The organism is Pseudoflavitalea rhizosphaerae (assembly GCF_003991355.1).
GTDB lineage: Bacteria > Bacteroidota > Bacteroidia > Chitinophagales > Chitinophagaceae > Pseudobacter > Pseudobacter rhizosphaerae.
The window spans coordinates 18,362-43,554 of the sequence record NZ_RCSU01000014.1 but is presented as its reverse complement, the minus strand read 5'-3'; the positions used below and the strand labels follow the sequence as shown (position 1 = coordinate 43,554).

Below are 25,193 nucleotides of genomic sequence, written 5' to 3'. Positions count from 1 at the left end.
ACCTGTATTTGTTCGCCTCCGGCGAACACCGCGTCGCCGGTGGCGACGAAACAAAAGTCACTCGCCGGGAGGCGAGCGACTGCCGGCAGCGTAAGTTTATTGTAACACCACGCCGAATACTTTCTCAAAATTCCTTTTCACTTTTTCTTTTACCTCTTCCATCGGCAAGGCATAACCGAGTTCTTTTTCCAGTGAAGTCACGGCTTTGTTCTCTATGCCACAGGGAACGATATAGTTGAAATAATCGAGGTCAGTATTAACGTTAAAAGCAAATCCATGCATCGTAACCCAGCGGCTGCAGCGGATGCCCATGGCGCAGATCTTTCTTGCGCGCGTGATATCATCCGGGTCAAGCCATACGCCTGTTTCTCCGGGAGAGCGGTCGCCTTTCAGTCCGTATTCCGCCATGGTAAGAATGATCACTTCTTCCAGGTTACGCAGGTATTTGCCGATATCCGTATAGAATTGTTCCAGGTCTATAACAGGATAGCCAACGATCTGTTGTGGTCCGTGGAAAGTGATATCACCGCCGCGGTTGATCTTGAAGAACTCGATCCCCTTTGCATTGCGGTCCTCCTCACTGATCAGTACGTGTTCCATCTTTCCACTTTTTCCAAGCGTGTACACAGGAGGATGCTCCACCATCAAAAAATGATGCGTAATTGGCCCCTCATCGGGCTCCACCTCACCTGAAACAACGAAAGCCTTTGATTTCTTTTCTACTTTTTGTTTCAACAGTTGCTCCTGGTAATCCCAGGCAGACTGGTAACACATATTGCCGAGGTCTTCAAAAATGACGGGAATCATCCTGCAAAGATACTGCTTTGCAGGATTTGGGAAACAGGCAGGAACTCCCTTGCATATTTATGAAGATCAATTGATTAACGCTGCATTATATTTTTTCACCATAGCCAATTTTATCTAAACAGGAACAGGCTGCCTTTTCTTTCGATCAGTCCACAGGGCGCCATGCCTTTGATGTAATACACAAAGCTGCCGGTAGCCTGTGGCACACCGTTGATGTTGCCATCCCAGCATTTGCTCAGATCGGTGGTGTGGAAGATCCTTGCGCCATAACGGTTAAAAATACTGAGACTGAAATCCGTTACTTTCTGCCAGTGACGTACACCAAAGCAATCATTCTTTCCATCATTGTTCGGGGTGAAGGCATTGGGCACATTGTATTCGGATGGAGTATAAGTTACAAGAATTCTATCGCTGCCACTGCATCCGTTCCCATCAGTGCCGGTCACCAGGTAAGTAGTGGTCTTATCAGGCGTTGCGATGGGATTGGGACTATTGGCATTATCAAGGCTGCCGGCAGGTGACCACTGGTAGCTCACTCCACCACTTGCTGCTAACTTTGCGCTGGTGAATGCACAATCTATATCATTCGACTTTGCTGCCCTGATCCTGGGCAACGGGTACATCGTCAGTTCCGCAGGCTGTGAATAGAAATCGGTACCCGGTACGGTTATCCTGCAACGATAGAAACCCGAAGGCGAACCAGCCCTTGTTTGATAACTATCAGTACTGCCCTGTGAAAGGTCCGACCAACCGGAAATTCCATCTGCACTGTACTGCCATTGATAAGATACAGGAGCAATGGAGGGAGTTGCAGTAACTGCAGTATTGAATGTGGCCCTTGCATCGGCACAGATCATGCTGTTGATTGGTTGCTGTTCGATATTCAATAGTATCGCTTCAACCGTGAGTTTTCCCGGCACAAATGTAAAAGTGTAATTAGACGAAGCGCCTCCTGCAATGGTGATCGGGTAATCCCCGGGCCAACTGGCAGGCACCGCAGAAGTGCCGGCCAGGGGCGCCGTGGTAAGCACAGATGCATCATCAGCGAAGGCAAATCCGGAATAGGTCAATGTAAGCGGAGGATTGGCCACTCCGTATTGCCGGGTCTTATCGTCGGCTGTTACGGTAAGCTCTTTCGGCGTGATAGTGAGGATATTGCTGTTGAATATGATATTGTAATTCGGTCCGGCAGTAAGTGTGTTCTGCAGGATCTGGTACATGCCGGTATTTTCGCCGGGGTCACGGTCAAGCGCACCTGTAAATACATCACCACCAAGCAGGGGCGTATTCACTGTATAAGTGAATGAAGGATCACTGTCGCCATAGATCCTGGTCAATGAACGGGCATTCACAATGATCTCTTTCGGCTGCACCGTAACGGTGAAACTGATATTGGTGGCGGGAAGGTACACGGCATCTCCTGCCTGTGAAACCGTGATGGTGGTGGTACCTGCTCCGATGATGGTGACCTGCCCGGAAACATTCACATCCGCTACGGCAGTATTGCCGGAGGTATATGTCACAGCTAAGCCAGATGTAGCGCTGGCTGCCCCATTAATTGCCGGGTCGCCATAAGTAACAGTGACCGTTCCTCCATTGGTCTGCGTGGCAAAATCCAAGGTTTGTGCAAGCTGGTTTACGGTAAGCGTAGCGGCATTGCTGGTGGCCGAGCCGCAAGCGCTTACGGCGCACCGGTACTGGTAGCCATTCATGGAAACAGTTGCGCCGGTGATAGTGAGTGCAGCAGTATTTACCGTGCTGTATACACCAGTATTGGTGAGATCAGTAAAGCCGCCGCCATCATCCACCTGCCATTGATAGGTGAAAGGCCCGGTACCTGTATTGGCAACAGTGAAACTTGTATTATCCAAATGAGAAATAGTCATATTTCCGGGATCAGCACTGATGGCCACCGGTGTACCAACTGTAAGAAGCGCCGGACTGGAATTCACCGGGTTACAACCTGTCCCTGCCGTAACAATACATCGATAAATAAAACCATCGTTTCCTGCCGGCACATTGGTAAGTGTCAATGAATTGGTGGTTGCTCCGGCATACAAAACGGAATTGGCGATATCAGCAAATCCACTGCCTTCATCTACCTGCCATTGATAAGTTAGTGCATTGGTTGCCGATATACTGAAACTTGCATTGGCGGTGGCACAAATATTAACAGGTTGCGGTTGTGCATCAACGGTGATTACAGGGCAAGGAATGAATTCATCAGCGCCGGGATCAGGTGTGGCGGCATTCCTGGCTTCTCCATCGATATCTGTATTGATACCACCAATGGGTGTACCTTTGGCATCGATCGCTGCATTCTGTTCCCTGTTCAGATGCAGATCATTCGCCCCAACAAATTCAGGTTGAATGTTCAATGAATTCGTATTGCCTCCCAATGAAGTTTGCAGTTGCGCCAGAGTATTGGTGATACTTGCATTGGTGCCGGTACTGCTCAGGTTGGTGCTGGTACTGAAGTATACGTTATGATCGATAGCACTGAAAACGCCTGAACCGTCGGTTGACAAATTGGAGATCGCCAGCCGGCTGCTGGCATTGCCCACTGTTTGCAGGTTGGCGAAAATGTTATTGCGCAGGCCCACTGCTCCTGCTGTTATTACATTTTGTGTGACCAGCAGGCAGGATGCCCGGTGACCGCCGGTGAGCGTTTGGTTCGTATTCAATACAACTGTATTGAAATTGATATCATAACCACCGCCACCATCGATCACAATGCCATTTCCATTATCATTTGCCTCATAGCCGTTATACCCATAACCGGCAATATCCCAAACGAAATTATTCTGCACTTGTACATTAGCAGCAGTAATAGTTGCCTGCAGTGCAATGCCCGCTGCACCATAACCAGAAGTGTTCCTGTTCTTCAAATTGCTGACTTTGTTATTGCTGATAGTGGCTCCGGACATGGCGCTGTACAGGAAAATGCCAATTGGCATATATGTGCCGTTGCTGCTTAGATTACTGATCGTATTGCCGGTTACATCAATATTGCTATTCGCAACTCCTGGAGAGATATTGATACCGATTGGAGCATAAGAACTGGTTCCGCTATAGCTCAATCCCGTTATCGTATTGTTGGAGATCTCGGCATTGGTGGTAGCAGTGGCCAGCCAGATGGCCCTGTCGAATTCCACATTGCCGGATTCGAAGTTCCCGATATTATTATTCCTGATCACAAGCCCGTTAGCACCCTGCCCGTAAACCCCTACCATGCGGATCGCATCCGTTCCCGTGGAATTGAGATCGTTCCGGTCTACCAGCACATTACCGTTCCCCGCAGCCACCACTGCATATATGTAAATCCCGATAAACGCTTTGCGGATATTGTTATTCTGAAGCGTGATATTATTGAAATATCCCGGATTACCCATCACTCCGGCATCTCCCACCATTACGGCTGAGGATGTATTGGCGCCGTTGATCAGAATAGAATTCTTTACAGTAACATTACTAACAGGCGTTGTGCCTGCTGAACCAATTTGCAGCACATAGGGAGCAGAAACGCCAGTATTGGTGATGGTCAGGTTCCGCGAGTCAGTGAAATTGTTGGAGCCATCGATGGTTACATTGTTCGATCCATTCAACCTTACCACCGGGCCGCTGCTGACCGTTCCGGAGATCACCGGATCAACACCGGGACCCGGGCTGATGAACACATTAGAATAACTGGCGGCGCCGGCCCCGCTCGCATTCAAAGTAGCTGTGCCAGGTTCAGTGGTATTGCCCCTGATCGCTATCGTGATGACTCCCTGATGGGTGCCCGCATTCACGGCATCGAATGCCGTTTTCAGGTTGGCATAGGAAGCAAAGGTGGTCCCGGTTGTGGACGAAACATCCACCTGGGCTTTCAGGGCCGGAATAAAAAATAAAAGAGCAATACATAGAAGTACAGGGCGTAGAGTTCGGAGCATTCAGAATGGGTTTATCAGGTATTGTGATACGTGTGCCGTAAAAATAATCCTGATAACCAATAATCCATCAATTTATTGCTTTGATGCACCGGACAAAAATGCGGACAATCGCATATTGTATGTCATTAACCAGATTTTGTATATGAGCAGCATGGGCGTACCTTTGCGGAAATTTGCCTATTTCACGTTATGACTACACATCTCAATGAAGACGCACTGAACGAAATGGAAGAAAGCCAGGACGGCCCGGAAGAACTATACGAGCGCATGAGCCTGGTGGTTGACCGCGGGCAGGAGCCCATGCGCCTCGACAAATTCCTGGTGGCCCGCATCGAGAATGCCTCCCGCAACAAAGTGCAGCAGGCCATCGAAAGCGGTCGTGTACTCATCAACGGTAAACAGGTGCAAAGCAACCACAAGATCAAACCGGGCGAAGAAATTGTAGTGTATTCCGATAAGGAAGTTCAGGGTGAAGACATCGTGCCGGAAGAGATGCCCCTCAGGATCGAGTATGAAGACGATGATATCCTTATCATCAACAAACCTGTCGGACTGGTGGTACACCCCGCCAGCGGCAATCCCAGTGGCACCCTCATCAATGGCGTAGCCTACCATCTGCTGCAACAAAACAAGGACCTCAATACCGATGAGCTCCCCCGCTTCGGACTGGTTCACCGGATCGATAAAAACACTTCAGGTCTCATGGTGCTGGCCAAAACAGGCAAAGCCGCCAGCAGCCTCGCCAAACAATTCTTCGACCATAGCATCCACCGTCAATACGTGGCGCTGGTCTGGGGAGATGTGGCGGAAGACTGTGGCACTGTAGTGGCGCATATCGGGCGTCACCAGCGCTTCCGTAAGATCTTCGATGCGTATCCCGACGGCGAATATGGCAAGGAAGCCATCACCCATTACAAAGTGCTCGAGCGCATGGGCTACGTTACTATGGTGCAATGCGAACTGGAAACAGGCCGCACCCACCAGATCCGCGTACACATGAAACATATCGGCCATCCCCTCTTCAGCGATGAATTATATGGAGGCGACCGCATCGTGAAAGGCACTGTGTTCAGCAAATACAAACAGTTTGTAGATAACTGCTTTGCTCTCTGCCCGCGTCACGCCCTGCATGCGCGAACTATCGGCTTCACACACCCGCGCACGCGCCAGCATATCCAGTTCGAAAGTGAGATTCCCTCCGATATGCAACAGCTTATCGACAAATGGAGGAATTATGTAAAAGTGAAAAATATTATCTAGGCTGGTTACGCTCTGCTATTTTCTGGTGAAGTCAAATAAGGTGGCTGTAAATACGCCCTGCTCACGCTTTTTGAAGATCACATTCCAGGAGCCGTTGTAACGAAGTACTTTGGGAACTATGAGGTCTTCGAATTTCGTCATCTCCACTTCCATATGCACATCAAAGGAGTATACGCCTGCACCATAACTGAGATCATAATTGCGGGCCACTATATCCCAGGTTTCGATATTGAACCAGGTGGTCATTTCATTGATCACGATATTGTCTTTCTCTGATCCTGTCAGATTCTCGCGGGGCGTTACTTTGAAGATATAGCACATCTCTCCCTTGAACTGGTCCATATCGATGGAGAAATCATACCGCTCTGCAGCACCTTCCTCAAAGATGGCGATCTTGTTCCCGATGAAGGGAATGCCAGGGATCTTCTTGCCGGGATTGAAGAAGAGCATCTTCAACTGCTCCTTGTGCTTCTCGATGCCGGACTTGCCTTCCATGGTAAAGCTGGTGCCTTTCACGATATTGCTTTCACCACAGATGGTGTCCTTCGCAAAGAAAAGCCCCGCATACATTTCAGCCGTGTAATAATTGAAGTTGTGTTTTTTATCGAACATATCGCCGGTGGATTGCTCACTCTCTGTGATCATCCACCGGCAGCCATTGCGGGTTTCCTGTTTGGTTTTGCTGTTCAGGGTGGCTTTTACATTACCAGACCTGTCCTGCATACGGATATCATTAAGCGCAGTATAGCCCAACACTTTCAGGTTACGGAAAGCCTTGTAGAAACTTGTATCTTCTTTTATACGATCGATGAAGGCAGGTACATTGAGATTGCTGCGCACCACCACTTCCTTGAGCGTGACGGCATTTTTGCCGATCACCGCGGGCAGGGAATCACTTTTTCCAACGGCGGAATCCTTCTGTGCAAAAGCCACAGAACTGATACAGAGTAAGGATATTACCGGGAGTAACTTCATGCGGGGAACGCCGGTTACTTTTGGAATGTCATTTTATAATCCACTCTTACCTTTCCTTTGGAAATATCGTCGAGCTTGCCTTTGAGCATGCGCTTCTTGAGCGGCTTCAGGTAATCGATGAAGAGCTTTCCTTCGATATGATCATATTCGTGCAGGATCACGCGGGCGGTGATTCCATTGAAGGTCTTAGTTTGGGGAACGAAATTTTCGTCTACATATTCCAGTGTTACTTCAGCTGCGCGGTACACATCTTCACGGATCTTGGGGATACTCAGACAGCCTTCGTTATAAGCCCATTCTTCTCCGTCGAGGGATTTGATATGTGCGTTGATGAACACCTGCTTAACGCCTGGTGCGTCGGAATGTTTCCTGTCGTCATCATCAGCATCCATATTCTCGAAGATCTGTGCACTGTCAACTACGAACAAACGGATATCGCGGTTGATCTGGGGAGCGGCCAGCCCTACTCCATTGGATGCATACATCGTTTCCCACATATCCTCTATCAGCTTCGCCAGGCCCGGATAATCAGGGGTAATGTCTTTTGCAACAGTCCTGAGAATGGGCGCGCCATAAGCAACAATTGGAAGAATCATTTTATTACTTGCTTGATTACTTGATTATTAGTGAATTCTGCAAATTTACTCCAAAAAACAGTAATGGCAAGGGGCGGAGTAATGGCAAAAAGAGCGTGGGGCCGGCAACAAAAGCGTGGGGCAGGGAAAAAGAGCGTGGTGCTGGCAGTCGCTCGCCTCCCGGCGAGTGACTTATTTTTGTTCGCCTCCGGCGAACACTGCGTCGCCGGAGGCGACTAATTAAAAGTCACTCGCCAGAGGCGAGCGACTGGGCACACTCTGTAAGAATTTGAAAATCAGCCATTCTGTTGCATATACTCCTGCAGCATAATGGTAGCGGCAATCTCATCTACCAGGGCTTTGTTCTGCCTTTCCTTCTTTTTCATGCCCATCTGCAACATCGCCTGTTTGGCCATTTTACTGGTATAGCGTTCATCAACGGTCTTTACAGGGATCTGCGGGAACTCCTTATGCAAGCGCTCAATGGCTTTCCGCACCAGTGGCGTGGCATGTGTATCGGAGTCATCCCAGTTGGTAGGCATGCCGATAAGGATCAGCTCCACTGCTTCTTTGCTGAAATAATCCTTGAGGTATTTGAATAACTGAGGGGTATCGATAGTGGTGAGACCCGTTGCCACGATCTGCAGGGGATCAGTAACGGCAAGGCCTGTACGCTTTCCACCATAATCAATTGCGATGATCCTTGCCATATTAAAAATTGTGTACAGGTGGCTGAACAAAAAGGTCTGCGATCACGAAAACAGCAAATACCACGCTGGCAATACCATTGGCCGTCATGAAAGCCAGGTTCACCCTACGGAGGTCATTGGGTTTTACAATGGAATGCTGGTATAGCAACATACCTGCAAATACAGCCACACCGATCCAATAGAGCCAGTGGAAATGTCCATACACACCAGCAGCCACCACACAAGCGGTGCTCACGAGGTGAAGCAGCTCAGATACACGGAGCGCTTTGGCTGCACCGAGCGCAGCAGGAATGGAATACAATTTATTGGCCTTGTCGAATGCTTCATCCTGCAATGCATAGATGATATCGAAACCACTCACCCAGCAGATCACGGCCACGGAGAAGAAGATGGGCAGCAGTGCGAACTCACCTGTTACTGCCAGGTAAGCACCGATTGGCGCCAGGCTGAGACCGAGGCCGAGGATCAAATGGCAGAGCGGCGTGAAGCGCTTGGTATAACTATATCCCAGCACTACCAAAAGCGCAATGGGAGAAAGATAGAAACAGATTGGATTGATCAAACTGGTACACACAATGAAGAGGATGCTACATATGATGGTGAACCAAAGCACACTGTCTGCTTTCAGTATACCGGCCGGTATTTCCCGGATGGCTGTTCTTGGATTGAGTTTGTCGAATTTCGCATCCAGCCAGCGGTTGAAAGCCATGGCCGCACTTCGTGCAAACACCATGCAGAGCACTACCAGGATGAACAGTTTCCACATGGGAGCAGGTTCGGTCATGAGGAAATATTTACGGGAGGCAAATCCAAGCACCAGTCCAATCATGGCAAAGGGCATCGCAAAAATCGTATGCGAGAATTTTACGAGCGAGAGATACTTATTTACGGTTGTCATCTTTCTACAATAGTTTTTCGCGGTCACGCACCAGTTCCCAAAGCACAATTCCCGCGGCCACTGAGATATTGAGCGAATGTTTCATGCCCAGCTGCGGGATCTCGATACTGCCATCACAGGCCTTCACCACATTAACATCCACGCCTGTTACCTCATTCCCGAATACAACTGCGAGCGGCGACTGCTCCTTGTATTTGAACCGGTGCAGCGGCACACTGTTCTCCACCTGTTCGATGGCCCAGATGCCATATCCTTCCTGCTTCAGTTGCTCAACTGCTTCCATAGTTGTTGGAAAATATTTCCAGACAACGGTTTCAGTAGCGCCCAGCGCCGTTTTATGAATATCGCGGTGCGGGGGCTGAGGTGTGTAGCCACAAAGATACACAGCCTGCAACAGAAATGCATCGCATGTACGGAACACACTGCCCACATTGTGCATGCTGCGGATATTATCGAGCACCACCACCACGGGTATTTTCTCACTCTGTTTGAATTCATCCACAGAGAGGCGGTTAAGCTCGTCCATTTCCAGTTTACGCATATGCAAAGATATTGGTTACCAGAAACAATCCACGTTTTCTCCACACCCCTGCCACGGATTTTTTGGAGGCCGCCAAAGCCCTTATTTTTGCCGCTATGGCTAAAGCAGGTACCGTTTCCCCGATGATGCAACAGCATAAGGCTATCAAACAAAAATATCCTGATGCTGTGTTGCTGTTCCGTGTAGGTGATTTCTACGAAACATTTGGCGGCGATGCCATTGTGGCCGCACAAGTGCTGGGCATCACCCTCACCAAAAGGAATAATGGCGATGCCGGTTCTTCGGAACTGGCGGGTTTCCCGCATCATTCCCTGGATACCTACCTGCATAAACTGGTGAAGGCCGGGCATCGCGTGGCCATCTGCGATCAGCTCGAAGATCCCAAACTGGCCAAAGGCATCGTGAAACGCGGCGTAACGGAACTGGTTACCCCTGGTATCGCCACCAACGACAAAATGCTGGAACATAACAGCAACAATTTCCTGGCAGGCATTCACTATTCAGAAGATCAGAGCGGCATCGCCTTCCTCGATATCTCCACCGGAGAATTCTTTGTGGCCGAAGGCAACCAGGAATACATCGATAAACTGCTGCAAACCCTCAAGCCCGCGGAAGTGATCTTCCAGCGCAGCTACCAGAAAATGTTCAAAGAGCAGTTCGGTAACCGCTTCTATACTTATACTATGGAGAGCTGGATCTTTGATGAAGCCTATGCCACCGAAAGCCTGCTCAAACATTTCCAGACACATTCACTGAAAGGATTCGGTGTGGAGGGTATGCGCGAAGGTCTGATTGCAGCCGGAGCAGTACTGCATTATCTCAAAGACACGGAACATCCGAACCTTCAGCATATCACAGGCGTGCAGCGAATAGACAGGGAGGATTATCTCTGGATGGACCGCTTCACCATCCGCAACCTGGAACTCACCGGCGGTCCCGAGCTGGGCAACAGCCTGCACAAAGTGCTCGATAATACCGTCAGCCCCATGGGCGCGCGATTACTGAAAAGATGGATCCTCCTGCCACTGAAAGATCTCAACCGTATCAATGAACGCCTCAACCTGGTAGAATACTTTATCCGCGAAGTGGAGCTGCGCAATAAGATCACGCACCATATCAAACAGACAGGAGATGTAGAAAGACTGGTAAGCAAGATCCCTACTAAAAAGATCGGTCCCCGCGAAGTATTGCAACTGGCCAGGGGCCTGCAGCATATCGAAGAGTTGAAAGCGCTTACTGCCAACAGTGAGAACGCCTACCTAGTGAAACTGAGCAATACCCTCGATGCCTGCGCGGAAATTCGTGAACGGATCAACCGCACCATCTGCGATAACCCTCCGGCTGTGGCCGCCAAAGGCGGTGTGATCAGTGAAGGCATTCATGCAGAACTGGACCAGCTTCGTCAGATCGCCAATGGCGGAAAAGATTACCTGAATGCGCTGCAACAGAAAGAGGCAGATAAAACCGGCATCAGCTCACTCAAGATCGGTTTCAATAATGTATTCGGGTATTTCCTGGAAGTAACGCATACGCATAAAGACAAAGTGCCTGCCGACTGGATCCGCAAACAAACGCTGACCAGTGCGGAAAGATATATCACTCCCGAACTGAAAGAGTATGAAGAAAAGATAGTAGGCGCTGAAGAAAAGATACTAGGTATCGAAGCTGCTTTGTACGATGAACTGCTCACGGCCCTGCAGCCCTTCCTTGCAGCGATGCAATTAAACGGCAGTGTGCTGGCTGTTATGGATTGTCTTATCTGCTTTGCCGGCAATGCCCTGCAGTATAATTATAAGAAGCCGCAGATGCATGAGGGCTATTCACTCAGCATGAAGGAAAGCCGTCACCCTGTTATCGAAAGGAACCTGCCGGTTGGCGAATCTTATATCGCCAATGATATCGATCTTGATCCTGAAAGCAAACAGATCATTATCCTTACCGGCCCCAACATGAGCGGTAAGAGTGCGATCCTTCGTCAGACCGCCCTCATTACCCTGATGGCGCATATGGGAAGTTTTGTTCCGGCAGACAGTGCGCAGATTCCGCTTACCGATAAGATCTTCACACGGGTAGGCGCATCCGATAATCTCAGCGGCGGTGAATCAACATTCATGGTGGAAATGAATGAAACGGCCAGCATCATCAATAATATCACACCCAGGAGTTTGATATTGCTGGATGAGATCGGAAGAGGCACTTCCACTTACGATGGTATCTCCATCGCGTGGAGCATTGCCGAGTATCTGCATCAATCCGATTTCAGACCCCGCACTTTATTTGCCACACACTATCATGAACTGAATGAGCTGGAAAATAAAATGCCCCGTATAAAGAATTATCATATCACCAATAAAGAAGTTGGCAATAAAGTGATCTTCCTGCGCAAACTGGCGCCGGGTGGCACTACGCACAGCTTTGGTATCCATGTTGCGAAAATGGCGGGCATGCCCCCTTCCCTCATCAATCGCGCCAATGAAATATTGCAGCAGCTGGAAGAAAAACATGTTGACGGAAATGGTCCCACTGTAACGGCAACGAATGACCGTGTAAAAAATATCGCCACGGAAAAATTCCAGCTTTCCATTTTTGATGCGCACAGCGAAACGTTTGATGATATACGTCAAATACTGAATGGTATCGACATCAACAGACTAACACCGGTTGAAGCATTACTTAAATTGCAGGAGATCAAATCAAAAGTGAATTGATTATAATATTCTTGCGATTTCTCAAGAAATGAAAATGTTGGTTACGCTGTAATACTAAAAATAAAATTTCCTGCGTTACATTCGTGTTTCCAACCGTACACAAATATCCAGGGCTTGGATAACTGCCATTATCTGCAAAAAAGCTCCCCTGTAAAAACATTTGCCACTTACCCGGCAACTATGTAACCACGATAACCTTAGCGTTCCCAGGAAATACAGTTCCACCATGGGTTGTAACTGTACAGGCACTGCTATGCCGTCTCCCGTAAACGCTCACCTGATCAAAAAAACCATGTAAACAAATCATTAAAAATACGCTGGCGCGTAACCGTTAGTTCCTGCCCTGAACTGACCAAATGAGCCAGACAGGATTGTTATGCCCTTTTGTTAAACCCTTGTGCCCTTAAACGCTAAACCGTTATGAAAAGTAAACTACTGCTGGTTTTTATCAGCGGAATGATGTTGTATGCAGTAATGCCGGCATCCGCTCAAAGTTGCACCAGTCCCGGTGAAAGTCAAACTGCCTATCATACCACGCAGAATTATTGGTATGCCTATTTTTATCGAAATACAGATTTCACCAATTATCATGGAAGGGTCACTTATGCAAATTCAGGAAATCCCGATTTCGATGTAACATTCGATACCTGGGGGAATTATGATCCATGGTTCAATACCACTTTCAACTGCGCACTCAATACAGGCGACTTCAGCGTTCGCGCCCTGATGCGCAGAAACCAGGGAGCCACAGCGGCTACTTATACATTCACCGTAGGAGCAGAAGGTGGTGTTCGGTTATACATAGACGGTAACCTTGTAATAGATGAATGGTATGAACAGGGATACAATGAATATGATATCACTTACAGGCTTTCCGCGGGTTGGCATGATTTTGTACTTGAATATTACCAGGCCCAGAACGGCAGCAGTCTAAGCTTCGACATTGCCAATGCTTCCTGCCCCAATACCACCGTTAGCCAGGTCTATGGCACAGGCAACTGGTGGAATGCCTATTTCTACGATGGAAAGAATTTTGAAACTTATAGAAGAACAGTTACCACATATGGCAATCCCGCTTCGCCAACTTTCGATACTAACTTTGGTGGCGACGATGTAACCCTCAACGGTGGTGGCTGTTCTGTAAGGACAGAAACATTCAGTGTACGGTTCCTGCTGACGCATTATTTCGCAGCAGGCTGGTACCTCTTCACTGCGGGAGGGGATGACGGTTTTCGGTTAAGCCTCGACGGTGGCGCCACATGGGCAATAGACCGATGGACAGACCAGGCTTATACAGTTGCCACGCAGGTGGTACACATACCAGCAGCCGGTAACAGGAATATGGTGCTTGAGTTCTATGAGAACCATGGCGCCAACCGGATCTCTTTCGCTTATGGCGTGACGCTTCCTGTATCAATCATAAAGTTTGATGGCACACAAAACAACGGGGAATCCAGGCTGAGTTGGCAGACGACGCCTGAAAGTACGGAAGATCGTTTTGTTGTTGAGAGAAGCGCCAATGGAAGGAATTTCGATCCTGTGGGTGAGGTGAAAGCCAGTGCGGCAGTGGCAGCTCCCAATGGTAACCGCCAATATCAGTTCACAGATCGGAATACCCCCGTTGGTCCATCATGGTATCGTTTGAAGATCATCGATAGAGACGGACCTGAAAAATACTCAGGCATTGTAAGCATCAATACGAAAGCACAGGCTATTGCAAAAATATACCCCACAATCATAGACCAAACCAAACAACTGTTTATTCAAACAGACAGAAGTGCCGCTGACCTGGAAGTTGTTATCAGGAATATTTCCGGTCAGCAGGTGCTTGTAAAAAAGCTGGGTCAGATGGCCCGTGGACAGACAGCAACCCTGCCGCTACAAGACGCTCCTTTGTCTAAGGGAACGTATGTGGTTCAAGTGCTCGCTGACGGTGCATTCCTGCACAAACAGATGATCATTGTTCCATAAAAAAAGACGCAGGAAAAGGTACAGCAGCAGGAGGGCCCGGTCCCTTCTGCTGTTTTTATGAAAGGAATTTACTAAGAAGGATCGCGCAAACGGCCCAGTTTTTCAAAGCTATGTTGCAACTGATTATACAATCCTGTATAGATCTTGTAATATGCCTGCAGTTTTTCATGATGCGCGGGATCAGGCTCATAGGTTTGCAGCGGCTGAAAAAATTGCCGCGCTGCTGACAGATCAGAAAACAGTCCTGCCGCTTTCCAACCCATAATGGCAGCTCCCATTGCGCTGGCATCTGCCGCAGCGGCCACCTGCAAGCGGTGTCCCAGCAGATCGGCCAGCCATTGCACCCATTGGGACGATTTTAGAAAGCCACCACTCACAAAAATATTTTTCGGTTCTCCTACAGTTTCTTTCACAGCCATTGCAATATCCTGCACTGCATAATTGATGCCTTCGATCACTGCCCTGATAGCATGCGACTGCGTATGCCGGTGGTCAAGTCCCACCAATGCGCCTCTTGCTCCTGCATCCCAGACAGGCGCTCTTTCTCCCCGCACATAAGGCAGGAACAACAAACCCTCCGCTCCTGCCGGCACAGTTGCTGCCTGCTTTATCAGCGCTTCCATCGCACCTTTTTCACGGAAATCCCTTTGCAGGAAATGACCGGCATACCACTCCACCAATGCACCGCCATTGTTGAGTGGCCCTCCACATACATAATGCGTTTCATCCAGGATATAATTGAATATACGCGAGCGTTCATCGGTGGCAGGCTGATCGGTCAACATGCGAACAGCGCCGGACGTTCCGATGGTAATACTGCAATCGCCCGGCTCCAGCGCATTGCTGCCGATATTGGCAAGGCATCCGTCACTGGCCCCCATCACCAACAATACGTTTGCATCTGTTCCGGTATAAGCAGCTATATCTTTACCGATGCCTTCATGAGTATAACCGGTACTAACGATTCCGGATAACCGATTTTCATCTACCCCGGCCAGCTTCAATGCCGGAGCATACCAATCCCTTGTCCGGATATCCAGCAAACCTGTTGCAGAAGCGATGCTCTGATCAACCAGGTACTGGCCTGTCAACTGGTAAAAAACATATTCCTTGATCCCGATGAACTTTGCGGCCTGTTTGAATATTTGGGGACTTTCTTCGCGCAGCCAGATCAGTTTGCAGAGCGGCGACATAGGATGAACAGGCGTTCCGGTATGACGATAGCTATCATTGGCCAGTCCCGCTGCTATTATATTCTCCGCCTGCGGCTGGCTGCGCAGATCGGCCCAGGTGATGCAATTGGTGAGGGGATAACCCCTGTCGTCCATCGCTATCAGGCTGTGCATGGCGCTGGAAAATGCGATGCCTTCGGGCTGCCCCAGTCCTTTACTTTTGATCACTTGCATCAGTTCTCTCCACACAGTTTTCACCGCTTCAAACACTTCATCAGGCTTCAGTTCATGTTTGCCCGGTGCATCGGTGATCGGTTCATAACCTGCAACAGCCGTTCCTGCAACAAAGCCATCGCTTTGCAGTGCGATGGCTTTGGTATGTGTTGTTCCGATATCTATTCCTATAAAAAATCGCATGTATGATAACGTTAGCTGATCAATATTCACAAACGATATAACCCCAGGGCTCGATCTCGAAACTATGTCCCAGCCTGAAAGGTTCTTTCGCGCCGAGAAAAAGGTTCACCGGTTCGCCCACCAATACTTCATCTTTGATAGAGATGGTTTGTTCTTTGGCGGAGAGGTTCAGTATCACCAGTACTTTCTTTCCTTCCTTCTCACGCAGAAAAGCATAGAGTGCTTTCTCATCGCCCACAGATACTTTTCGGAAGCTGGCATCTGTTGCCAGTGCAACATTGCGTTTGCGAAGTTCCAGCAATGTTTTATAAAATGCAGCCCGTTTGAACTGCTTCATATTCATATTGTCTTTCTCAAAGAAAGGCAGGGCACGAAGCACAGGTTCTTCCTGGCCGCCATAGATCAGCGGGAGACTGCCGCGCATGGTTTGTGTAAGCACTGCAAAAGCCCCATGTTTCAGGCCGGGGAATGTGCCGAAATCACTTTTGTTATGACTATTCTCATCATGGTTGCTGGTGAAATAAAGACGGGCATCATCTGGAGAGAACACACTGTCTTCCCTTGCGAGTACGGAATCCAGCGATAATGCATTTGTTTGTCCTGCTGCCACTTTCTTCATATGCTGGAAAAGGTCCCATCCGTAGGTAGCGGCAAAACCTGCTTTGTGCAGGTCTGCTTTTTCGCCTTCTGCGAGCATGAAGAGATTTTTATCTTTCTGTAAGCTGGAGATGCATTGTTTCCAGAAATCAGTGGGCACTTCTGAAGCTACATCACAGCGGAAGCCATCGATAGCGGTTTCACGCACCCAGTAGCGCATGTTTTCGATCATGCTGTCGCGCAGCTCCCTGTTATCGTAATTGAGATCGCGGGTATCTGTCCAGTCAAAAGCAGAAAGAGCTTTGCCGGTGCTGTCGCGATTATAGAAATCAGGATGTGATTTGAGCCAGGGATGGTCAGCACTGGTATGATTGGCCACCCAATCGATGATCACTTTGAAACCCTGTGCATGCGCATCGTTCACCAGTTTCTTGAAATCCGCCATGGTGCCGAATTCCGGGTTCACTGCCTTGTAATCGGCCACTGCATAATAACTACCAAGCGTGCCTTTACGATCAGTAACGCCGATGGGTGTAACAGGCATGAACCAAAGGATTTCCACGCCCATCGCTTTCAGTCTTGGCAGCGATTGCGCAAAGGCCGCGAAAGTTCCCTCTTTGGTATATTGACGCAGATTTACTTCGTATACATTGGACTGTTTGATCCAGGAGGGAGGCGGAGGAATGGAGAGTGAATCAACTGGTGCAACAGTTGCCTCTTCAGTCTTTTTTTCTTTCTCAGGTCCTGAAACGCAAGCTGGCAGAAGGCTACTGATAACAGCAGCTCCTGCCAGCAATTTGTAAATAGTAGATGTCATAGGTTGCTCTGTTTGAGCAACAAGTTAGATCATCTCCTTCAATTTCGCTACAACCGTATCAACCTCTTCCTTCGTGTTTTGTTTGCTGAAAGAGAAGCGAACGGTCACCTGGTTGGGAATGTTGTTGATAGCGCGGATAACATGTGAACCGGCATCGGCCCCGCTGGTGCAGGCGCTGCCGCCACTGGCGCAAATATTGTTGATATCGAGATTGAAGAGGATCATCTCGGACTTCTCTGTTTTGGGGAAGGAAGCGCTCACCACTGTGTAGAGGCTTCTGCCGAGCGGATCACCATTGAAGGTAACACCCTGGATATGTTTCTTCAACTCTTCCATCATGTATAATTTCAGTCCCCCGATATGTGCACTGTCTTTCTCATAATTTTCCGTAGCCATTTCCAGCGCTTTGGCAAAACCAACCACACCGTAAAGATTCTCGGTACCGGCGCGCATATTTCGTTCCTGGCCACCGCCCTGGATAAAGGGTTTGATCTTCACGTTCTCATTGATGTAGAGGATACCTACACCTTTGGGGCCGTGGAACTTATGACCTGCTCCTGTAATGAAATGCACAGGCGTATTGCGCAGATCGAATGGGAAATGCCCAACGGTCTGAACAGTATCGGAATGGAAGATGGCATTGTATTTTTTGCAGAGTTCGCCAACAGCATGAATATCCATCATATTGCCGATCTCGTTATTGGCATGCATGAGGGTAACAACAGATTTTTCTTCACAGGAAGCGAGCAATTGCTCCAGGTCTTCCATATCGATATGTCCGTCCGGCAGCATCTTCACATAGCTGAGGGCAGCTTCACCGCGATGGTAAAGGTTTTCAACTGTATGCAAAGTAGCGTGGTGTTCAACAGGTGATGTGATGATATGCTTGCATCCTAGATCGCGCACAGCCGCGCAGATAGCGGTATTGGAGCTTTCTGTTCCACCTGAAGTGAAGAAGATCTCTGCAGGATGCGCATTGAGGATCTTCGCTACGGATTTACGGGCATTCTCGATGGCGAGCCTGCTCTCCCTTCCGTAAGAATAGATAGAAGACGGATTACCGAATTTATCGGTCAGATAAGGCATCATTGCTTCCAGCACAGTGGCATCCAGGGGTGTGGTTGCCGCATTATCGAAGTAAATACGTTGATTCATGACAAGAGATTTATTGAAAATGCCCCTGCAAACTGCATTTGGACATTTCCGGCGCAAATTTCCGGAAAAAAATCATATCAACGCTTATTCGGGGCAAGGACATGACGAACAGGAAAAACCCCGGTATAAAACAGTGTAACAGCTACATTAAAATGCTTAAATCGACTCCCTTATGTCCTGCATCAGGCGCAAAGCGATATTATTCGCCGTGGTTTCGAAGTTGCTTTCGGCATAGATGCGGATGATGGGTTCCGTATTGGAGGAACGAAGATGCACCCAATCGGAATCGAATTCGATCTTCAGTCCGTCTTCCGTATTGATCGGCTGGTTCTTGTATTTCTTTTTGATATGTTCGAAGATGGCTTTGAGGTCAATGCCATTAGTGAGCTCGATCTTATTCTTGGAGATGAAATAATCGGGATATTTGGCCCGGAAAGATTTGATGCCATTCTTATGGGCAGCCAGCGCACTCAGGAAGAGCCCGATACCGATGAGGGCATCCCTTCCATAATGCAGATCAGGCACAATGATGCCGCCATTGCCTTCGCCACCGATCACTGCATTCTTCTCTTTCATTTTCTTCACCACATTCACTTCGCCTACTGCCGAAGGGAAATATTCTCCTCCCCTGCTGATGGTGATCTCTTTCAGCGCCTTGGTGCTGCTCATATTGCTCACGGTGTTGCCTGGTCTCTTGCTCAGCACATAATCAGCCACAGCCACCAGCGTATATTCTTCACCGAACATGCTTCCATCTTCACAAACGAAACAGAGCCTGTCAACATCCGGATCAACCGCAATACCCATGTCTGCACGATGATGCCTTACAGCATTCGCCAGCTCAGTGAGGTTTTCAGGAAGTGGTTCAGGATTGTGTGCGAACTTGCCGGTTACCTCTCCATTCAGCAGGATCACTTCAGCTACGCCCAGCGCTTTAAGCAGTCCGGGCAGCACGAGTGCGCCTGTTGAATTGACCACATCCACTACTACCTTGTAACCTTTCTCTTTAATGGCCTTTACATCCACCAGCGGGTAATCAACGATAGTATCGATATGTCTCTGCAGCGTGGTATCGTTAACGGTATATTCACCGAGCTTATCAACGTTCGCAAACTTGAAATCCTCTTTGGCGGCAGTCTCCAGTATGATGGCTCCATCTTCACCACTGATGAACTCCCCGATATTGTTGAGGAGTTTCAGTGCATTCCATTCTTTGGGATTATGACTGGCAGTGATGATGATACCACCTCCTGCATTTTCCCAAACAACAGCCATCTCAACGGTGGGTGTGGTAGACAGTCCGGTATCCACCACATCGATTCCCATGCCGATCAGTGTATTCACAATGAGTTGCTGCACCATAGAGCCGCTGATCCGGCCATCACGACCGATCACGATCTTCCTGGGCAATTCCTCTTTACTGAGGATCCAACTGCCATAGGCTGCAGTGAATTTTACAATGTCGAGGGGAGTAAGATTATCGCCGGGGGTTCCTCCAATGGTTCCGCGGATTCCTGATATACTTTTTATCAATGCCACCGTTTCAAAGTTTAACGGCTACAAAAGTAAGTGTTTAGACGGATGGAAGAATAACCAGTTTCGGGTATTTTACCCACAAACGGCCACCGGAAATTGGACCTGCTTCCCTATTTTTGCGGCCATTATGCTGAGCTTCACCCCTGTAAAACCAAACTGGTTCAAGGATTGGTTCAATTCGCCCTATTATCATCAATTGTATTTTCAGCGCGATCACACGGAAGCCGCGCAGTTTATCAATCGTTTGCTCGATTTTTTACAACCTGCTGCCCATGCCCGGATGCTGGATGCAGCCTGCGGCCGTGGGAGACATTCCCTTCAACTCGCCGGCAAAGGCTATGATGTAACCGGTACAGACCTCGCAGCAGAAAGCATCGAAGCAGCAAGCCGGCATGAGCTGAAGAACCTCCATTTTTTCCGTCATGATATGCGCGATCCTTTCCGCCTGAATTATTTCGATTACGTTTTCAACTTCTTCACCAGCTTCGGTTATTTCAATACTGACATTGAACACAACAATTCCATCTGCAGTTTTGCGCAGAGCCTCCGCCCCGGTGGCGCCCTGGTGATGGATTATCTGAATGTGCAGTATGCTGAATCGCAACTGGTGCATCAGCAGGAGATCGAACTTGGCAATGTGAACTATTTCATTACCCGCTGGTTTGATGAATCACATTTTTACAAGAAGATAGAAGTGCATGATCCCGCACAACAGGAACCACTCATCTTTGGTGAGAAAGTAGCCAGGTTCACACTGGAGCATTTCAGGGGAATGTTCGCCTCCCATCAATTGGAGATCGTGCAGGTGTTTGGCGACTATCATTTGAACCAGTATGATCAGCAAAATTCTCCCCGACTGATCATGGTGGCGAAAAAGCAGTAACTATTTTTCTTTTACGAACACCAGTTTCGGCGCTTCGCCTACATCCAGGCGCACTGTTCCGTTTTGAACGGGCAAAGGCTCCATTATACCTTCAGCGAGCTGGTCTTTGAAGGAAAGCACAGAAGCTCCCACCCCACCGGTGTGCAATGTATAGTTGTTCACTTTTTTCCCGCTGCGTGTTGGGCAATAAATGAAATAAGCAGCCGAATCGGGAGCGATCTTATTACGGTATTTGTAGATCCACACATCGCCTTTTTCCTGCACGATCTTCTCAGGAACATAATTGCCGAGATGGTGCACCAGGCTGTTGATATAATACCAGGCAGGATATGGGAAGAAAATGAAATCACCTTTTTGACGCAGCAGTCCGCTGGTGATGAAGAGCCCGGGATCGTTCTCATCTGTATCATCTTTGATCCAGTAAATGATGTAACGGTCGAAACCGGAGAAGGCAATGAGATTGATGGCGCGGAGCAGCATGAGGCCCTGGCTTTCAGACTGGCTGTAACCGGGAACGAGTGGTGCAGATACTTTGCTGGCGCGGCTCTTATCATAACCGTATTCCCCGAGAATGCATTCTACATTGGGTTGCAGGCGATAGGTCTCGTTGCGGGCCTTCACCATTTTCTGACGGAGGGAATCTTCTTCCGGTGTGATGCCTGCAGTGGCGCTGGTGAAAATATCCGTGGGGTGATCGCCTTTGCCGTTGCTGGAATAGTAATGATATTGAATGCCGCCATTCCAGAGGAACTGTTTGTCGTCCCGCATGGTCTTACAGAGGAATTGCAGCACGCGTAGCCTGTCTACATCAAACGAGGTGAATCCTGCAAGCATGAGGTTGCTGTTAGGATCGGCGTTCTTGATGCCGAATGTTTTTCCCATCTTTCCTTCATTGCCATCGTAATCGGCTGTACTTTGCGCGAAGTAGGCAACGGGATTGCAATATTTATTGCCGCCCCAGGCTGCGTCGGTTTCATTGCCGTTCTCGTAGATAGTCATGAGATTGCGGCCTGAGAAACGATGCGGTTCTACCGATTGAATGAGGTTGGTATCCACTTTGGTGGTGCCGTAACAGGCGGCCATCGTCCACATCATATTGGCGTGACGTTCGTAGCTCATGGGATCTTCAGGGTCCATGCCTATTTTGGTAACAGGCCTGTCTTCGTTCCACATTCCTTTCAACTCCATCCATTTCGGAACGCCGAGATACGCGTACCAGATCTTGTTGCCAACATCGCGGGTGATACTATCTGCATACATCACGTAATCGCCGGAGCCGTTGTTCCACCAGCCGTTTGGCGTGATATAATATTTTATGTTGGGCCAGTTGTCTACTGTATCTACATCGATCCTGCTGATACTGGTGTACATGCGCGAATAGTAAAATGGTTTCATCCAGCGTATGTCTGTGCCCTGGTAGCAATTGACGCCGAGGAACTCCTTCATCATTTTAGGTTCCAGACGGGGGCCGGTGTATTCCGCAGGCGGCAAAGGTTCCAGGGCAGCTAACGGGCATCCATATACGGCCGCTTCGGTGATAACGGCATCAGGACTACTGAAGCGAAACATCAGGTACTGTGTACTGTCGCTGATATTGAAACTGCGCCAGCCCCAGAAACCGGAATTGCCCCTGGTAGTGAAGGCAGCTTTGAGTTTCCAGTTGCGCATGGTGCCCGTGTAGATCCAAACGCTGTCTGATAAATGGGAGCGATCATAGAGACAGATCTCCGATACCTTGTGCGGTGCGCGAAGGTCAACTACTATTCTACTGCCGCCATCTTTGAAATATAAATTCACACCTTTAGTGGGATGGGGAGATGTTTTCGGAAATTCTGTCCCGAATTTTTCTTTTGGATCGGAGACGCTTGCTTCATCAAAAAGATTGAAAGGGCTTACACGTGCAATATGCGCATAACCGGAAAGGTCATACACATCTTCTTTGGTGATGGTGGTGATCCTGCGCGGTGAATTGCAGGGTGCAGGCTTATTATCGGCAAGCAAGGTCCCGGCAGGTTTGTCCGGGCCATTACAGGCTGCAAACAAGATCAGTAAAAACAATCTGGAAATTCCTGTTCTCATACAAGGTTTGTTTAGGGCGGTACACAGGATTGGATCAGGATGTGCCAGTCGCTCGCCTCCGGCGACGCAGTGTTCGCCGGAGGCGAGCGCTTGGGAACCCTGCGGTGGTATCATTGTTGCGGTTGTTGCGGCAACTTCTTCTTATTGTTCAGCAACAAATATTTTGCAGACTCATAGATCGCCTGGGTCAGCAATCGCATCTGTTCCTTTGCAGCAATTGCGGATGAATCGTTACCAGGCTTATCGTTGTTCACCACAGACACGAATTCTTCTTTTTTCGTTTTTAATTGTGTTCGGTAAAAATAATCTCCTTTCACCACACCTGCCATACTATTGTCCGGGTCAAAGATAAACGCGAAATGTTTTGATGTGGTATCCAGCAAATCTTTTCCCAGTGAACTGTTGATATAAGTGGTATTGGTAAGTCCCGCGATGGTGGGCAGCACATCCATTTGAGAACAGACATTATTGAGCCGGCGCGGCTGGATCAGCCTGGGCGCATAGAACAACAAGGGCACATGCTCCGCGGTCAAGCGCTGCTCTGTCCAGGCATCGGGGAACATTGCTCCTGCATTGCCGGGAATGCCGTGATCGCCGATGAAAACGAAAATGGTATTGTCGAAATATTTTTCTTTCGATGCCGCTTCCATGAATTTCTGGAAACAGTAATCCGTATAGCGGAATGCATTCACTTCAGGTAATGTTTCGAATCCATATTTGCGGAGCGAATCCTGCGGCACATCGATCTTTTTGAATTCTTGCTGGTCTTCTTCAGGGATCGTGTAAGGACGATGGTTATCTGCCGTCTGGATCACAGCAAAGAAAGGTTTGGTTTGTTGCGCCATCAGCTTGTTGGATTCCAGGAAGAGGTTCTTATCGCTGATGCCCCATACGTCTATCTTGGGTGCATCCCAATCATCCTGTTCATAGAGATGCAGATTATTGATATTATTGGTGAGCAGGCCACGCATATTGGCCCAGCTGGTACTGCCGCCGATAAAATAGAATTTTTCGTAATTGGTGAAATCGTTGATGATGATATGCTGGTCTACCGCTGCCGGGTTGCGGCTGGCGGTCTTCGGCATTTCCACATCGGGCATTCCCGTCAGCGTGGCCCAGATACCGCGTGCTGTACCATAAGTAGGCGTGAAACAATTGTCGAAGAAGATACCGTTCCTGCTGATGCTGTCGAAGAACGGCGTGGTGTTGAGCGGGTTGCCCCACATGGAGCTCTTGTATCCGCTGAAGGACTCACAGATCACCAGCACGATATTCGGTTGGGTATTGATGGCGCCTGCGCGTGGAGCCACTACCCTTTCAAAGTTCAGGGAAGCAGTATTGGGATCGAGATTGTAATACTCTTTGATCACCGGGAAGAACTCTTCCACTTTTTTCTTATCGAACTTATTTCCCCGGAACTTGAGCGTATTGAAAAATGACTCGAAGGGATTGAGCGAAACATTGGCTTTGTAATCGCTGCCCAGTGCAAATGCATCGCTCCAGCGAAGCGGGTACTGGCTGAACTTACCAAACATGAAAAAGCCGAAAATCAGAAAGCAAACCACAAAGCTGGTAATGCGAATACGCTTGCTTACTTGTTTTGGACTTGCCTGGATCCTGCGCCAGGAACGGCGGATCAGCCAGACGATGAACCAGGTGCAGATGGCCAGGCCAAGTACCAGCCTGATCACCGGATAACTTTGCCAGACCATACTGGTGCTGATGCCGGCATCTTCCAGGTAATTGAGCACACTGGCATTGAGGCGCTGCACCAGGTAAGCATAATGAGCAAAGTCCACTACAAAAAAGAATAATATGATAAACGTTAGGATACTCAGGACCAGGTTCCACCATTTCTTCCCGAAACTGCTTTTGAAAGGATGTAACCAGGGCGTACTGCCAAGTACCAGCAGTATCAGCAGCACCAGGGAAATGATCCGGAGATCGTAGCGGGCGCCGAGGAAGAAAGCATCCGTAAGCTGGCCAGGACCATAACCCTGCTTATTGAAGAACAGGTACAGTCCCAGACGCATTACCGTGAACAGTACAAAATAGATGAGCCCGATACTCAAAATCCAACGGATCAGGGCCGGCAACCGGCTGATTAATTGTTTCATAGAAAGAAAATAGGCGCTAAAATTATAGTTTTTATTTTTGTAG

General features: G+C 48.7%; 17 protein-coding genes. 4 read left to right on the top strand and 13 right to left on the bottom strand.

Going from position 1 to position 25,193, the window contains the following annotated elements:
- Window positions 1-96: 96 nt before the first annotated feature.
- Window positions 97-807, bottom strand: coding sequence for a lipoyl(octanoyl) transferase LipB (gene lipB / locus D9Y29_RS21200; protein ID WP_127132052.1), 711 nt, complete (start codon window positions 805-807; stop codon window positions 97-99).
- Between the two features lie 110 nt (window positions 808-917).
- Window positions 918-4,739, bottom strand: a complete 3,822-nt coding sequence (locus D9Y29_RS21195; RefSeq protein ID WP_127132050.1) for an MBG domain-containing protein — start codon at window positions 4,737-4,739, stop codon at window positions 918-920.
- 189 nt (window positions 4,740-4,928) lie between these two features.
- Between D9Y29_RS21195 and D9Y29_RS21190 the strand changes: the two genes are divergently transcribed.
- Window positions 4,929-5,999: an RluA family pseudouridine synthase gene (locus D9Y29_RS21190; RefSeq protein WP_127132048.1), complete on the top strand. Its 1,071-nt coding sequence runs from the start codon at window positions 4,929-4,931 to the stop codon at window positions 5,997-5,999.
- Between the two features lie 15 nt (window positions 6,000-6,014).
- On the opposite strand, the gene D9Y29_RS21185 is transcribed toward D9Y29_RS21190, so the two are convergent.
- From D9Y29_RS21185 to D9Y29_RS21165, 5 genes are all read right to left on the bottom strand, one after another.
- Window positions 6,015-6,974 (bottom strand): hypothetical protein, encoded by a 960-nt coding sequence (locus D9Y29_RS21185; RefSeq protein WP_127132046.1) that lies wholly within the window; start codon window positions 6,972-6,974, stop codon window positions 6,015-6,017.
- A gap of 14 nt (window positions 6,975-6,988) precedes the next feature.
- The gene (def, locus tag D9Y29_RS21180; RefSeq protein ID WP_127132044.1) at window positions 6,989-7,570 is read right to left on the bottom strand and encodes a peptide deformylase; all 582 of its coding nucleotides are present in this window, start codon (window positions 7,568-7,570) and stop codon (window positions 6,989-6,991) included.
- Window positions 7,571-7,845: 275 nt separating this feature from the next.
- Window positions 7,846-8,259 carry a Holliday junction resolvase RuvX gene (gene ruvX, locus D9Y29_RS21175; protein ID WP_127132042.1) on the bottom strand — a complete coding sequence of 138 codons (414 nt, stop codon included), beginning with the start codon at window positions 8,257-8,259 and terminating at the stop codon, window positions 7,846-7,848.
- A gap of 1 nt (window position 8,260) precedes the next feature.
- Entirely contained in the window at window positions 8,261-9,157 is an 897-nt protein-coding gene (locus D9Y29_RS21170; RefSeq protein ID WP_127132040.1) for a 4-hydroxybenzoate octaprenyltransferase, read from the bottom strand.
- A 4-nt stretch (window positions 9,158-9,161) separates the two neighbouring features.
- Window positions 9,162-9,698, bottom strand: coding sequence for an RNA methyltransferase (locus tag D9Y29_RS21165; protein ID WP_127132038.1), 537 nt, complete (start codon window positions 9,696-9,698; stop codon window positions 9,162-9,164).
- Window positions 9,699-9,793: 95 nt separating this feature from the next.
- On the opposite strand from D9Y29_RS21165, the gene mutS reads away from it, so the two are divergent.
- Window positions 9,794-12,406, top strand: coding sequence for a DNA mismatch repair protein MutS (mutS, locus tag D9Y29_RS21160; RefSeq protein ID WP_127132036.1), 2,613 nt, complete (start codon window positions 9,794-9,796; stop codon window positions 12,404-12,406).
- A gap of 420 nt (window positions 12,407-12,826) precedes the next feature.
- Window positions 12,827-14,377: a PA14 domain-containing protein gene (locus D9Y29_RS21155; RefSeq protein WP_127132034.1), complete on the top strand. Its 1,551-nt coding sequence runs from the start codon at window positions 12,827-12,829 to the stop codon at window positions 14,375-14,377.
- A 71-nt stretch (window positions 14,378-14,448) separates the two neighbouring features.
- On the opposite strand, the gene D9Y29_RS21150 is transcribed toward D9Y29_RS21155, so the two are convergent.
- From D9Y29_RS21150 to glmM, 4 genes are all read right to left on the bottom strand, one after another.
- On the bottom strand, window positions 14,449-15,966 hold the full coding sequence (locus tag D9Y29_RS21150; protein WP_127132032.1) for a gluconokinase: 1,518 nt from the start codon (window positions 15,964-15,966) through the stop codon (window positions 14,449-14,451).
- Window positions 15,967-15,985: 19 nt separating this feature from the next.
- A complete protein-coding gene (locus D9Y29_RS21145) occupies window positions 15,986-17,380 on the bottom strand; it encodes an alpha-amylase family glycosyl hydrolase (protein WP_127132030.1) in 1,395 nt (464 codons plus the stop codon).
- Between the two features lie 24 nt (window positions 17,381-17,404).
- On the bottom strand, window positions 17,405-18,535 hold the full coding sequence (locus D9Y29_RS21140; protein WP_127132028.1) for a cysteine desulfurase family protein: 1,131 nt from the start codon (window positions 18,533-18,535) through the stop codon (window positions 17,405-17,407).
- Between the two features lie 156 nt (window positions 18,536-18,691).
- Window positions 18,692-20,074, bottom strand: coding sequence for a phosphoglucosamine mutase (glmM, locus tag D9Y29_RS21135; protein ID WP_127132026.1), 1,383 nt, complete (start codon window positions 20,072-20,074; stop codon window positions 18,692-18,694).
- Between the two features lie 124 nt (window positions 20,075-20,198).
- Between glmM and D9Y29_RS21130 the strand changes: the two genes are divergently transcribed.
- Window positions 20,199-20,954 (top strand): class I SAM-dependent methyltransferase, encoded by a 756-nt coding sequence (locus D9Y29_RS21130; RefSeq protein WP_127132024.1) that lies wholly within the window; start codon window positions 20,199-20,201, stop codon window positions 20,952-20,954.
- Here D9Y29_RS21130 and D9Y29_RS21125 read toward each other — a convergent pair whose 3' ends face one another.
- Window positions 20,955-23,033, bottom strand: a complete 2,079-nt coding sequence (locus D9Y29_RS21125) for a hypothetical protein (RefSeq protein ID WP_127132022.1) — start codon at window positions 23,031-23,033, stop codon at window positions 20,955-20,957.
- Window positions 23,034-23,143: 110 nt separating this feature from the next.
- Entirely contained in the window at window positions 23,144-25,150 is a 2,007-nt protein-coding gene (locus D9Y29_RS21120; protein WP_127132020.1) for an LTA synthase family protein, read from the bottom strand.
- Window positions 25,151-25,193: the final 43 nt, after the last annotated feature.

What these genes read in the sequence shown, in the direction of transcription:
- D9Y29_RS21150 (WP_127132032.1), bottom strand. Translation starts at nt 15,966, where the DNA reads ATGCGATTTTTTATAGGAATAGATATCGGAACAACACATACCAAAGCC.
- D9Y29_RS21185 (WP_127132046.1), bottom strand. Translation starts at nt 6,974, where the DNA reads ATGAAGTTACTCCCGGTAATATCCTTACTCTGTATCAGTTCTGTGGCT.
- D9Y29_RS21190 (WP_127132048.1), top strand. Translation starts at nt 4,929, where the DNA reads ATGACTACACATCTCAATGAAGACGCACTGAACGAAATGGAAGAAAGC.
- D9Y29_RS21195 (WP_127132050.1), bottom strand. Translation starts at nt 4,739, where the DNA reads ATGCTCCGAACTCTACGCCCTGTACTTCTATGTATTGCTCTTTTATTT.
- D9Y29_RS21130 (WP_127132024.1), top strand. Translation starts at nt 20,199, where the DNA reads ATGCTGAGCTTCACCCCTGTAAAACCAAACTGGTTCAAGGATTGGTTC.
- ruvX (WP_127132042.1), bottom strand. Translation starts at nt 8,259, where the DNA reads ATGGCAAGGATCATCGCAATTGATTATGGTGGAAAGCGTACAGGCCTT.
- D9Y29_RS21125 (WP_127132022.1), bottom strand. Translation starts at nt 23,033, where the DNA reads ATGAGAACAGGAATTTCCAGATTGTTTTTACTGATCTTGTTTGCAGCC.
- D9Y29_RS21140 (WP_127132028.1), bottom strand. Translation starts at nt 18,535, where the DNA reads ATGAATCAACGTATTTACTTCGATAATGCGGCAACCACACCCCTGGAT.
- lipB (WP_127132052.1), bottom strand. Translation starts at nt 807, where the DNA reads ATGATTCCCGTCATTTTTGAAGACCTCGGCAATATGTGTTACCAGTCT.
- D9Y29_RS21170 (WP_127132040.1), bottom strand. Translation starts at nt 9,157, where the DNA reads ATGACAACCGTAAATAAGTATCTCTCGCTCGTAAAATTCTCGCATACG.
- def (WP_127132044.1), bottom strand. Translation starts at nt 7,570, where the DNA reads ATGATTCTTCCAATTGTTGCTTATGGCGCGCCCATTCTCAGGACTGTT.
- mutS (WP_127132036.1), top strand. Translation starts at nt 9,794, where the DNA reads ATGGCTAAAGCAGGTACCGTTTCCCCGATGATGCAACAGCATAAGGCT.
- D9Y29_RS21155 (WP_127132034.1), top strand. Translation starts at nt 12,827, where the DNA reads ATGAAAAGTAAACTACTGCTGGTTTTTATCAGCGGAATGATGTTGTAT.
- D9Y29_RS21165 (WP_127132038.1), bottom strand. Translation starts at nt 9,698, where the DNA reads ATGCGTAAACTGGAAATGGACGAGCTTAACCGCCTCTCTGTGGATGAA.
- D9Y29_RS21120 (WP_127132020.1), bottom strand. Translation starts at nt 25,150, where the DNA reads ATGAAACAATTAATCAGCCGGTTGCCGGCCCTGATCCGTTGGATTTTG.
- D9Y29_RS21145 (WP_127132030.1), bottom strand. Translation starts at nt 17,380, where the DNA reads ATGACATCTACTATTTACAAATTGCTGGCAGGAGCTGCTGTTATCAGT.